Annotated in this window: 13 protein-coding genes; 8 read left to right on the top strand and 5 right to left on the bottom strand. The window is 56.3% G+C overall.

All coding sequences use genetic code 11. The features are described 5' to 3' along the window. Positions 1-62 precede the first annotated feature (62 nt). A complete protein-coding gene (locus F3I20_RS07435; RefSeq protein ID WP_223811717.1) occupies positions 63-380 on the bottom strand; it encodes a hypothetical protein in 318 nt (105 codons plus the stop codon). 254 nt (positions 381-634) lie between these two features. On the opposite strand from F3I20_RS07435, the gene F3I20_RS24135 reads away from it, so the two are divergent. From F3I20_RS24135 to cspE, 3 genes are all read left to right on the top strand, one after another. Then, on the top strand, positions 635-796 hold the full coding sequence (locus F3I20_RS24135; RefSeq protein WP_223813088.1) for a hypothetical protein: 162 nt from the start codon (positions 635-637) through the stop codon (positions 794-796). Then, positions 793-1,887, top strand: coding sequence for an MFS transporter (locus F3I20_RS07430; RefSeq protein ID WP_255471542.1), 1,095 nt, complete (start codon positions 793-795; stop codon positions 1,885-1,887). Before F3I20_RS24135 ends, F3I20_RS07430 begins: the two co-directional genes overlap by 4 nt. Before the next feature lie 423 nt (positions 1,888-2,310). Further along, on the top strand, positions 2,311-2,523 hold the full coding sequence (gene cspE, locus F3I20_RS07425) for a transcription antiterminator/RNA stability regulator CspE (RefSeq protein ID WP_150011447.1): 213 nt from the start codon (positions 2,311-2,313) through the stop codon (positions 2,521-2,523). Positions 2,524-2,702: 179 nt separating this feature from the next. On the opposite strand, the gene lplA is transcribed toward cspE, so the two are convergent. Next, a complete protein-coding gene (lplA, locus tag F3I20_RS07420) occupies positions 2,703-3,719 on the bottom strand; it encodes a lipoate--protein ligase (RefSeq protein ID WP_150037328.1) in 1,017 nt (338 codons plus the stop codon). A 230-nt stretch (positions 3,720-3,949) separates the two neighbouring features. Between lplA and F3I20_RS07415 the strand changes: the two genes are divergently transcribed. The 5 genes from F3I20_RS07415 to F3I20_RS07395 all read left to right on the top strand — a co-directional run bounded on the left by F3I20_RS07415 (position 3,950) and on the right by F3I20_RS07395 (position 9,260). Beyond that, positions 3,950-4,861, top strand: coding sequence for a DMT family transporter (locus tag F3I20_RS07415; RefSeq protein ID WP_150037329.1), 912 nt, complete (start codon positions 3,950-3,952; stop codon positions 4,859-4,861). 145 nt (positions 4,862-5,006) lie between these two features. Beyond that, positions 5,007-6,236, top strand: coding sequence for an MFS transporter (locus F3I20_RS07410; RefSeq protein WP_150037330.1), 1,230 nt, complete (start codon positions 5,007-5,009; stop codon positions 6,234-6,236). A gap of 26 nt (positions 6,237-6,262) precedes the next feature. Further along, complete coding sequence (locus F3I20_RS07405) at positions 6,263-7,324, top strand: sugar phosphate isomerase/epimerase family protein (RefSeq protein ID WP_150037331.1); 1,062 nt, start codon at positions 6,263-6,265, stop codon at positions 7,322-7,324. A 67-nt stretch (positions 7,325-7,391) separates the two neighbouring features. Continuing rightward, positions 7,392-8,372 (top strand): LacI family DNA-binding transcriptional regulator, encoded by a 981-nt coding sequence (locus F3I20_RS07400; protein ID WP_150011457.1) that lies wholly within the window; start codon positions 7,392-7,394, stop codon positions 8,370-8,372. A gap of 162 nt (positions 8,373-8,534) precedes the next feature. Beyond that, complete coding sequence (locus F3I20_RS07395; RefSeq protein WP_150037332.1) at positions 8,535-9,260, top strand: pirin family protein; 726 nt, start codon at positions 8,535-8,537, stop codon at positions 9,258-9,260. Between the two features lie 40 nt (positions 9,261-9,300). On the opposite strand, the gene F3I20_RS07390 is transcribed toward F3I20_RS07395, so the two are convergent. Genes F3I20_RS07390 through F3I20_RS07380 form a run of 3 tightly spaced genes read right to left on the bottom strand, consistent with a single transcriptional unit; the run spans position 9,301 to position 12,207 of the window. Further along, complete coding sequence (locus F3I20_RS07390; RefSeq protein WP_150037333.1) at positions 9,301-10,122, bottom strand: alpha/beta fold hydrolase; 822 nt, start codon at positions 10,120-10,122, stop codon at positions 9,301-9,303. 50 nt (positions 10,123-10,172) lie between these two features. Further along, positions 10,173-11,798 (bottom strand): MFS transporter, encoded by a 1,626-nt coding sequence (locus F3I20_RS07385; protein WP_150037334.1) that lies wholly within the window; start codon positions 11,796-11,798, stop codon positions 10,173-10,175. After that, positions 11,785-12,207 (bottom strand): DoxX family protein, encoded by a 423-nt coding sequence (locus F3I20_RS07380; RefSeq protein WP_150011465.1) that lies wholly within the window; start codon positions 12,205-12,207, stop codon positions 11,785-11,787. The genes F3I20_RS07385 and F3I20_RS07380 overlap by 14 nt, the downstream gene beginning before the upstream one ends. Between the last annotated feature and the right edge of the window lie 2 nt (positions 12,208-12,209).

Raw genomic sequence — 12,209 nt, 5'->3', positions numbered from 1 at the left:
TGCCCGGCGGTTGTTGAGATCAAGCGCCAAAACCCGGCACCGCAATGACCGCGAGAGCTGGGTTAATAATCCAGTTCACCCGGTGTAAAGGTTCTGAACGCGTTATCCGAGGGCGTGTAGCCCAGCACCTCGCGCGTCTGCGTCAGATCGAAGCGCTTGAAACGGTTATCGGAAATGCCGTAGCCAATAAAGAAGGTGATGTTCTCTGCCTCGACTGCCCCGGTCATCAATCGGACAGCATCATCCGGACTCAGCCAGGCGCTATAATCCCGCGCTGTGTGCAGGCAATTATCCAGTTTTGCTTCAAACGCTCCGATTCTCAGTGCCACGCAGCTCAGACCGTGCTGACTGGCATAGAAAGCGCCATAACATCTGGTCACGCGATATCTGCTGATTCCTGTTCAGTAACCTGTTAAATAAAGACGCGTTAACCGGTCAGTTAAGCAGACATAACCGACTTAAGCCTGCATGGCCTTTCCGCATTGTGAGCGGGCACATAACGATTCGCTCCAGAACTGCACAGTGCAAGCGTGCCGCTGGCGCAGACTTAACTGTGCGTCAGATCACAAAATGGGTTGCTTAGCGCGGCATGACTTTCTATAGTCAAACCGCTTCATCCGGACGGGAACACGTTATGCTTTCTCCCGCCGGCTCACGTCAGCTTTTCAGTTCAGGCCATTGGGAATCCATTTTGTTAAGAAAAAATCATAAAACCGACGATGCCGGTTTTGTCCGCTGGGCATTACTCGCTCTGGGCTGGGCGGCTTTGGTATCGGAACCGGTGAGTTCATCATGATGGGCCTGCTGCCTGATGTTTCACGCTCTCTGGCGATCACCGAACCGCAGGCGGGTAACGCCATCGCCAGTTACGCGCTGGGTGTGGTGGTGGGCGCACCGTTTATTGCCGTTCTGGCGGCCCGGATGGCGCGTAAATCGCTACTGCTGATCCTGATGGCGCTGTTCAGCATCGGCAATGTCGCCAGTGCGATGGCCGACAGCTATCACGGCCTGCTGGTGGCGCGCTTTCTGACCGGCCTGCCGCACGGGGCTTACTTTGGCGTGGCATCGCTGGTGGCGGCTTCACTGGTGCCGCTTGAACGGCGCGGTCGTGCGCTGGCGTCCCTGATGCTGGGACTGACGGTCGCGACGCTGATTGGCGTGCCGCTGGGCTCATGGATTGGGCAGCTATTCAGCTGGCACGTGGTGTTCACCTTTGTGGGCGCGATTGGTCTCCTGACCTGCCTGCTGATTGGTCGCTATGTGCCTTACACGCCAGGCGATGCGGATGCACATCCGCTGCGCGAACTGGGTGCGCTGAAAAACCCGCAGGTGCTGCTGACCCTGCTGGTGGGCGCGGTCGGCTTTGGCGGCATGTTCGCGATCTTCAGCTATATCGCCCCGACGCTGATTAATATTGCTGGCATCTCTCCTTCGCTGATCCCATGGGCGATGGTGGCGTTTGGACTGGGAATGATCATCGGTAACCTGGTCGGTGGCCGTCTGGCTGAGGGTTCGGTGCTCAACATTATTGGCTGGACGCTGTTATGGAACGTGCTGGTGATGCTGGCCTTCCCGGTACTGGTTCAGCATGTGGCCACCGGACTGCTGGCGACCTTCCTGATTGGCACCTGCGCGGTGCTGCTGCCGTCGTTACAGATTCGCCTGATGGATGTCGCCAATGATTCACAAACGCTGGCGGCTGCAATGAACCATTCGGCGCTGAATATCGCCAACGCGATGGGCGCTTATCTCGGTGGCCTGACGGTATCGCTGGGCTATGGCTGGATCTCCACGGCCTGGGTCGGCGTGGCGCTGGGTGTGGCCGGTTTGATGGTGTTTGTGATGACGGCGCGCCATGCTGCCCGTCAGCAGGTTCAGCCAGCCTGACCAAATAGTGCAGGGCGCAGCGGCAGACATGGCCGCTGCGCAACATTTGCCCGGACCTGCCGTATTATTTTTCTGAAACGCTAATCACTTCGTTTTTAATTAATCTGACCATTCAGAAATCATTATCCATCCGACAGCCCTGAAAATTGAAAAGGCTTCAAAAATCAATCAGGGCGCTCCGGACGTCTGGATGTTAAAATTAAATTAAAATAATGTTTGCTAAAGTCGTTAATGGATGGCTTAATGGCGACCTCGGTTTGGAACACAGACCTTATCAAAGCAGTTTTAGTAAAGCAGTCCTCAGTGCAAGCGATATCTCAAGATACCCCTTCTTCGTGAGTCTCCTCCTAAAATCCTGGTAAGTAACCTTCTGGAAGACAGGCCATCTTCGCCACTTGTGGCTCATAAATTAAGGAAATATCAATGTCTGATAAAATGACTGGTTTAGTAAAATGGTTTGACGCGGGTAAAGGCTTCGGTTTTATCTCTCCTCAGGATGGCAGCAAAGATGTATTCGTACATTTCTCTGCAATCCAGAGCAACGATTATAAAACCCTGGACGAAGGCCAGCAGGTCGAATTCACGATTGAAAACGGCGCTAAAGGTCCTTCAGCGGCAAACGTAGTTCCTATGTAAGCCTCTGTTATCAATGACGCTTACAATCGCGATGACGGCAATAGCCTGAGCAGATAAGCCTGAATTGATAATAAAAACCCGCCTTGTGCGGGTTTTTTGCGTTTATGTCTGGCTGAAACTTTCACGATGTTTTTGCACGCGACAGCGTTTCGCGCGGGCCAGCATCAGATTGAGCCTGTTCACCTCACGCTTGCGATCAGCCATTGCTGCAATTCTGTCAGCTCCGCCTGTTGTGCCGGGAAATCGGCTATCAGCTGATTCAGAACTTCCTCCAGTGCATCGGGCCGGTAAGTGACGTTCTGCATCCGCTGGGCCAGCGCTTCGAGCGGCGCGGGATTGAGGCTGTCGCTAAAAATCTGACAGCGGCTGATCACGCCGCGTTCGACATCGAAGTGAATCTCCACACCGCCCCAGACAAATCGCTGGTCCAGCAGATGCGAGAAGTCAGGTGCCTGACCGAAATTCCACGCCCAGCTACTCTGCTTTGCGAACTGCTCAGTGAATCCAGGCAGGTCGGGCAGGGCATCGGGAGAGATCCTCTCCGGCTCACACTGCTCGCCGAAATGTTCAAAAAATGCGTCCGTCACCGCGGAGCAGTTCGCCTGATAGCTGATACCCGGCGTTAACTCCGTCAGATTGGCAACCCTGGCGCGCACTGACGTAATCCCTTTGGCCTGCAGTTTCTTCACATCAGGATTAAGGTAATCTGCCAGCCGGGAAAGATCGGCATCCATCAAAATAGTGCCGTGATGAAAACCGCGATCGGGTGTTTCACGATAGGCAGATCCGGAGATTTTGCGCGGTCCGTCAGCGGTGTTCATCACTAAATCGTTACGACCGGACGCCTCCGTCGGCACACCCAGCGCGTTCAGTGCGCGCAGGATAATGGCAGTTGAAACGCTTTTATCGTACTCCGGCTTGCCCGCCATAAAGGTAAAACAGCAGTTGCCGAGGTCGTGAAACACTGCGCCACCGCCGCTGCTGCGACGCGCCAGACGGATACCGTCTTCCGCCATGCGGCGGGTGTTACACTCTTTCCACGGATTCTGCGCCCGTCCAATGACCACCGTTTCCGCATTCCGCCACAGGAACAGCACCCGCTGGGTGGCGGGCATCTGCCGGAAAATGCACTCTTCGACCGCCAGATTAAACCAGGGATCATTAGATTCAGATAACAGTAAGCGCAGCGTGGACATCAGTAACTCCCATTCCTTATGAGAAGCGGCCCGTAAAACAGGGCAGAACGCAGAGTCTACCAGCATGGGTACAGAGCCACATGCCTCTTTATGCCGTGAGGCTGCGGCAAAAAAAGATAATATGCCGTCTGTGGCCCAATCACGGCAGATTGCTGCACAGCATTATGCCAGTATGTTGTCTGAGTCTGCTGATTTTACTGCTTATTTTCCCCACTGAGAGCTTAAACTGAATGAACGCGTCCGCTGGTATAGCGATGAAGATCACAGCTGCGTTAAGCTCCACGCTGATGCTGGCCTGTGTAAAAGGACTGGATGGCGCAATCCCGGTCGGCGAAGTGATCTTTTTCCGCTCTGTGCTGGCACTGGTCCCGCTGCTCATCTGGCTGCGCGTTCAGGGCAGCGTGCGGGAGGGCATCCGCACCCGTAATATTCGCGGGCATTTTGTGCGCGGGCTGGCCGGAACTGGCGGTCTCTATTTCAGCTATCTGTCGCTGCTCTACATTTCCCTGACCGACGCCACCGCGATTAACTATGCAGCGCCGCTGTTTACCGTGCTGCTGGCGGCGCTGCTGCTGCATGAAAAAGTGCGGCACCATCGCTGGGTGGCGGTCTTTACCGGTTTCAGCGGCATTCTGGTGATGTTCTCCGGGCATCTTTCGCTGACGCAGTCGGCAGCATTCTCGCTCTCCGCGTCGGCGGGCATTCTGCTGGCGCTGATGGCTGCTTTTTGTACCGCCTGCGCGCTGGTCCAGATTCGGTTTCTTAACGGCAAAGAGAAGCCGGGTGCCATTGCCTTCTGGTTTGCCGTCACCACAGCGTTAACGTCGCTCGTCACGCTACCGGGGGGCTGGAAAGTGCCGCACGGTAATCAGGTGGCGCTACTGATAGGCTGCGGGCTGTTGGGCGGAATCACGCAGATTCTGATGACCCTGAGCCTGCGTTACGCCGAAGCCTCCCTGCTGGCACCGTTCGATTACACCACGCTGATCTGGTCTGTCGCGGTGGGATATCTGTTACTGGGTAACCTGCCAACTACCACCACGGTCATCGGTGCGGTTCTGGTGGTGTGCGGCGGCCTCTATTCAGTGCTTTATGAGCGCTACCGTTTTCGTAAAGCGCGGGTAGCGGATATCACGACCTGAGCTGATGTCACATCAGAATGCTGAATAACGAAAGGATGATAACGTACTGTTACAAATTTGTGATCGCGGCGAAAGAATATACGGTTGTAATCGATTACTTTTAAATCCGGCAGAAAGTAATCGATTACTTATTCGTGAGGTTCTCATGATTGCAACGGTGCAGGTGAGTGCAGGTCAGCGGATGCAGCACAGGCTGCTGGTGCCGCGCCTTTCTCTGATGATGTTTATGCAATTCTTTATCTGGGGCAGCTGGTCGGTAACGCTGGGGCTGGTGATGACCCGTCACAATATGCCGTTGCTGATTGGAGATGCGTTTTCAGCCGGGCCTATCGCGTCGATACTTTCGCCGTTTGTGCTCGGTATGCTTGTGGATCGCTTCTTTCCCTCGCAGAAAGTGATGGCCGTGATGAATCTGGCGGGCGCAGCAATTCTCTGGTTCGTACCGCAGGCACTGATTGCAGAGAATGGCGCGTTGCTGATCGCATTGTTATTTGGCTACACGCTCTGCTTTATGCCGACGCTGGCACTCTCGAATAACATTGCCTTTCACAGCCTTGCCAGCAGTGAGAAGAGTTTCCCTGTTGTCAGGGTCTTCGGCACCATCGGCTGGATCGTCGCGGGCATCTTTATCGGCGTGACCGGCATTGCAGACAGCGTGGCGGTGTTCCAGCTGGCGGCACTCTGTTCGGCCCTGCTGGCCATTTATAGCCTGACGCTGCCCCACACACCGGCACCGGCTAAAGGTATGCCGTTAAAAGTCCGCGATCTCTTCTGCGCTGATGCCTTCGCCTTGCTGCGCCTGCGTCATTTCATGGTTTTTGCGCTGTGTGCCACCCTGATCTCCATTCCGCTTGGCACCTACTACGCCTTTACCGCCTCCTGGCTGGCCGATGCCGGTATCCGCGAAGTCAGCACGCTGATGTCGCTGGGCCAGATGTCTGAAATCGCCTTCATGCTGATCATCCCACTGCTGTTTCGTCGCCTGGGTGTGAAGTACATGCTGCTGATTGGAATGACGGCGTGGTTTGTCCGCTATGCCCTGTTTGCGCTGGGCATGAGTGATGAGACGCGCACGCTGATCTACCTCGGCATTCTGCTACATGGCATCTGCTATGACTTCTTCTTTGTGGTGGGCTTCATCTACACCGATCGGATTGCCGGTGAAAAGGTGAAAGGGCAGGCGCAGAGCATGGTGGTCATGTTCACCTACGGCATTGGTATGCTGCTGGGGTCGCAAATCTCCGGCGCGCTTTACAATCATTTGGTTGCAGGTCACGCCAGCGCGCAGAGCTGGGCGATGTTCTGGTGGATCCCCGCCATTGCCGCCGCGCTGATCGCGATTATCTTCTTCTTCTCGTTTAAATACCGTGATTAGGCGGTAGCGCTTAACAGGAGCTACTGATGAAAAGAGTTAAAGGCCCAGGCATTTTCCTGTCGCAGTTTATCACCTCGCAGCCGCCATTTAATTCGCTGGCGGGTCTGGCGGAGTGGGCCGCCGGGTTGGGATACCGGGCGCTGCAGATCCCCTGTCACCAGCCCGCTATTTTCGACCTTGAACAGGCAGCGGTCAGCCAGACCTATTGCGATGATGTCCGGGGCATGCTGGCCGGTTTTGGGCTGGAGATCAGCGAGCTGTCTACGCATCTTGAAGGGCAGCTGGTGGCGGTGAACCCGGCATACGACCGCGCATTTGATAATTTTGCGCCAGCAACACTGCGGGGCGATCCCGCCCGGCGCACCGGGTGGGCGATCGCGACCCTGAAGCGGGCGGCGGCGGCCTCGGAAAAACTCGGTCTGCGCGCACACGCGACTTTTTCCGGCTCGCTCGCCTGGCCCTGGTTCTATCCCTGGCCGCCGCACCATGAAGCGCTGTTCGACGAGGCATTTACCGAGCTTGCCCGGCGCTGGCTGCCGGTACTGGATGTGTTTGACCAGCACGGCGTTGACCTCTGCTATGAGATTCATCCCGGCGAAGACCTGCATGACGGTGTCACGTTTGAGCGTTTTCTGGCGGAGGTGAATCACCATCCGCGTTGCAATATTCTGTTTGACCCCAGCCATCTGCTGCTGCAACACATCGACTATCTGCAGTTCATCGACCTCTACCATCCGCGTATCAAAGCCTTTCACGTTAAGGATGCTGAATACCAGCTTAACGGACGCAGCGGCGTCTATGGCGGGTATCAGCCCTGGCTGGCACGTGCCGGACGCTTTCGCTCGCCGGGTGATGGCCAGATAGACTTCAATCGTATCTTCAGTAAGCTGGCACAGTATGACTATGACGGCTGGGCGGTACTGGAGTGGGAGTGCTGCCTGAAAGAGGGCGAAACCGGGGCACGTGAAGGGGCAGCGTTTATCCGTCGCAATATTATTCCCGTGGCTGACCGCGCGTTTGATGATTTTGCTTTAGCAGAGAACGCCCCATCGATACGCCACCAGCTCGGGCTGGATCGCGATGTCTGAGGTGCGGTCTGGATTCAGCGGATGGGCGGTGAGTCAGCTTTACACGAATTAAACCAGAGGGATCTTTATGTCTGTTCAGAAAATCGCCCGGATGGCGGGTGTTTCAGTTGCCACGGTTTCCCGGGTGCTGAATAACAGCGACAGCGTAAAACCAGCTAATCGCCAGAAAGTCCTGGCAGCCATTGAAGAAAGTCATTATCAGCCTAATATGCTGGCACGCCAGCTTCGCACGGCGCGCAGCTCAATGATTCTGGTACTGGTTTCAGATATCTCCAACCCGTTCTGCGCCGAGGTAGTTAAAGGCATCGAGGCGCACGCCGAGAAAAATGGCTATCGCATCCTGCTGTGCAACTCGGGCGCAGAGATAGAACGTTCGCGATCCAGCCTGCAACTGCTCTCCGGCAAAATGGTAGATGGCATCATTACGATGGATGCCTTCAGCAAGCTGCCGGAGCTGAGCCAGCTTATTGGCGCGGCCCCCTGGGTTCAGTGCGCCGAACACGATGACACCGGCCAGATCTCCTGCGTCGGTATTGACGATGATGTCGCTGCGCAGTCAGTGGTGCAGTACCTTGCGGCGCGGGGACGTCAGCGCATCGCGTTAATCAATCACGACCTCCGCTACCGATATGCCCGTCTGCGTCAGCAGGGCTACACCCGCCAGCTCAAAGAACAGCACCTGACCTGGCAGGCGATTGCCTGTGCCAGTGAGTTAAGCTTCAGCGCCGGAAAAGCGGCGATGGAGCAGTTGCTGGCGGACGAAACCGTTCCTGATGCGGTGTTTGCCGTGTCTGATACGCTTGCTGCTGGTGCCATGACGGCAATTCAGCAGGCGGGGTTACGGATACCTGACGATATCGCCGTAGTAGGGTTTGACGGCAGCGAACTGGGTGAAATGGTCTCGCCGCCACTGACCACCCTGGCGCAGCCCTCAAACGAGATAGGTCGTCGGGCCTGTGAACTGGTGTTGCAGAAAATTGCCCGGCCCGATGCCCCTTCACAATGCGTGATCATGCAGGGCGAGCTGGTGTTGCGGGGCAGCGGCTGAAAGCGTAACCCGCCAGCCTATCCCCATTAAACGACGCTTCTATTGTCCACTAAAAAGCGACAGTAATTGCCAATGCGCGCCATTGTGTGACTATCTGGTTTACTTATATCCTGTTTCCATCGAAGGGCATTCGCACTTCCCGAATCAACGAAGGGGCAGAATATGATTGAGCAAAGATTGTCAGAGCAACGCGGCGTGGGCGATCACGGCTGGCTGAATTCACGTCACACCTTCTCTTTTGCAAACTACTGGGACCCAAAACAGGCGGGCTTCTCCGATCTGCTGGTAATCAATGATGACCGTGTCGCTAAAGGGCGTGGTTTTGGCGCTCATCCGCACAGCAATATGGAAATCATCTCTTATGTGCTGGAAGGCGCGCTGGAGCACAAAGACTCAATGGGCACCGGCTCGGTGATTGTTCCCGGCGATGTGCAGCTGATGAGTGCGGGCAGTGGGGTGACACACAGTGAGTTCAACCACTCAGATACTGAGGGCGTGCATTTCCTGCAGATTTGGGTGGTGCCTGCTGAGAAGAACACGCCGCCAGGCTACCAGCAGATCTCCGTCAGCGAAGCGGATAAACGCGGTAATCTGCGACTGATTATCTCGCCAGAGGGTGAAAACGGCGCTTTACGGGTGCGTCAGGATATTCGCATCTATGCGGGACTGTTCCAGGGCGATGAGCAGCAGACGCTCACGCTGCCGGACGATCGCTACGCCTATATTCATGTGGCGCGGGGCAGTGTCCGGGTCAATGGCCTGCAGTTTAATGCCGGAGACGGCGCGCGGGTGCGTGATGAAAAAACGCTGTCGTTCAGTCACGGTGACGGAGCGGAAGTGCTGTTATTCGATCTGCGTCCGAATGAAGTGAATCATCCAACCCGTTAGAACGAAAACTGCGCGGCTTTCACCGCGCAGTTTTTTTTCATCACTGCGCGTTAAGAAACGCCAGCAGATCCTGATTCAGCTGATCCTGATGCGTCACCGCGAAACCATGCGGCGCATTGTCATAGACCTTGAGTTCAGCACCCTCAATCATCTCCGCCGCTACTTTACCGGTGGATTCAAACGGCACAATCTGGTCGTTGCTGCCATGAATCACCAGCGTTGGCACATTAACTTTCGCTACGTCGGCACGGAAATCGGTTTCCGCAAACGCGGTAACGCAGTCCACGGTACTTTTTAGCGAGGCCAGCAGTGCGATATTCAGCGTCTGCGTCATCACGCCATCTGAAACGGTCTGTCCGGCGTTGGTGCCGTAGAACGGCGTGGCAAACTCTTTGATAAACTGCGCGCGATCTTTGAGCAGGCCATCACGAATCCCCTCGAACACCGACATATCGACACCTTGCGGGTAGTCTGCCGTTTTGCCAAAGATAGGCGTAACGGCACCGAGCAGCACCAGCGCCGCGACACGATCGGTGCCGTAACTGCCGATGTAGCGCGTAACGTCGCCGCCACCCATGGAGAAGCCCACCAGCGTGACGTTTTGCAGGTCAAGATGGGTGACCAGGTCATTAATATCCGAGGCGAAGGTATCGTAGTCGTTACCGGTCCAGGGCTGATCGGAACGACCAAAGCCACGACGGTCAAACGCAATCACCCGATAGCCGTTACCGGCCAGGAAATTCATCTGGCTGTCCCACATGTCGGCATCCAGCGGCCAGCCGTGGCTGAATAATACAGGCTTACCGGTTCCCCAGTCTTTGAAGTAAATCTGTGTGCCGTCGGTCGTTTTAAAGGTGCTCATAGTATTGCCCTCTGTATGACATGATGGATGAGATGTTGGTAGTGCGCCAGTTATACTGGTGCCACCAGATAGCGAACCTCGGGTGAGTTCTCGCCTTGATGAAAAGCAAAAACCCGCCGCTCTATTTTTTTGTCGTTGATGGTGTAGCGCTCTTTCTGACGCAGATGTTCGACCCAGGAACCGACCACGAACGTTTCAACGAAAATGCCGGGCTGCAGAATATCTTCATACAGTGACCAGTTGATGGCGCCACCCCGGCGTCTGACCCGCCGCATATCCTGCATGCAGAGGATAAAAGCGTGTGCATCATCAATAGTAATCCGGTATTCGTAATTCACCATAACCGGCCCGCGTTCGTGACGAATATCCAGCGCAGGCGCATTGACGCCGTCACCAATCATATCGAGATTGAGATCGGGATCCTGATCGAGCCGCCAGCGCCAGACGGTACTGCTGGCCAGCACCATACCTAGTGCAGCGATACAGAGTGACAACGGAATGCTGAAGTGAGACGCGAGCTGTCCCCAGAGGGCGCTGCCTGCGGTCATCGAACCAAAGAACACCGTCAGATAAACCGCCAGCGCACGCGCTTTTACCCATTTCGCAGCGCTACGCTGTGCGCCGAGATTCAGCGTCGAGAGCACCGCGATCCAGGCAAAGCCGGTGAAGAACTCAAACGCATTCAGCAGCCAGAAGTGCCGCACAAAGGCCAGCGCCAGCATAGTCAGGGCAAAGATCAGACTGGCGAGCACCATCAGACGATCGGCACTCATGCGACGACGCAGATGCGGCAGCAGGACGGCACCGGTTATCGCGCCGACACCGATGCAGGCCAGCATAATGCCGTAGCCGCCAGGTCCGAGGCCGAGTTCACGACGCGCCACCAGTGGCAGCAACGCCCAGCCTGCGCTGCCAAATAGAAAGAACGCGAAGGTCCTCACCAGCACGTTACGCAACACCGGTGCCGCATGCACATAGCGCAGACCGGCACGCACCGCCGGGAAGAAGTGCTCCGGCGGGAGGCGCTGCACGCTCGGCTCCGCTTTCCAGCGCCAGAGCACCCAGGCAACGCCCAGCACGGACAACGCATTGAGCAGGAAAACCATCCAGGGTCCGGTGAATGAAAGGATCAGGCCGCCCAGCGCCGGACCGATGGCGCGACTGATATTAATGCCGAGCGAGTTAAGAGCAATGGCTGGACCAAGTTCCTGTTTAGTCACCAGATCCGGCACGATCGCCTGAAAGGGCGGCGAACTCATGGCGGCACCTGCGCTCAGCAAAAAGGCAGCGCCCAGCAGCACTTCAGGTGTCACATTGCCGGTCCAGGCCAGCACCGTCAGCCCGGCCGCGGCGATAAAGGTCCAGAGCTGGGAAAACAGCAGATATTTGCGGCGGTCAACGATATCCGCCATCACGCCTGAGGGCAGCGCGAACAGAAACATCGGCAGGCTGCTGGCCGCCTGCACCAGCGCCACGGCCAGCGGGTCGGCACTCAGCGTCAGCATGCTCCAGTTCACGCCCACGTCGTTCATCCAGGATCCGATATTGGAGACCACGGTGGCGATCCAGAGCATGCGGAACACCGGCTGGCGCAGCGGCTGTAGCGGTGAAACCTCACCTGAAGTTGTCTCAGGCGGTTCCTGATCGAGCTGGTGGATATCATTAACCTGCGCCATGTCGCACCTTATGATGTTTTGCCGCGCCGATTCGCCAGTCACCAGGCCCGGTCAGCGCCAGTGTGGTAAAGATAATCAGCAGCAGCCAGCCGAACTGGCCTTCAGCCAGAGACCAGCCAGGGTGAACCACCAGCATCGCCACCAGCAGCACCGCGATGACTGGCAGACAGGCAATCCGGGTTCCCCAGCCGATGATAATAAAAATCGGGCAGATGACTTCCGCGGCGATTGCCGGCAGCAGGCTCATCATCGGTCCCAGCCCGAACGGATCTTCGATACGCGTCAGTTCTTCGCTGAAATGCAGCATTTTCGGCAGCCCATGCACCTGCAACAGCAGCAGGCTGCCGGTCAGGCGCAGGAAGAACAGCCCCGCATTGATACGGGGCGACAGAGCCATAGCGTTATTCATGA

The sequence above is a fragment of the Candidatus Pantoea gossypiicola genome, from assembly GCF_008632075.1.
Taxonomy (GTDB): domain Bacteria; phylum Pseudomonadota; class Gammaproteobacteria; order Enterobacterales; family Enterobacteriaceae; genus Pantoea; species Pantoea gossypiicola.
This window is presented reverse-complemented; position numbering and strand designations above follow the sequence as displayed.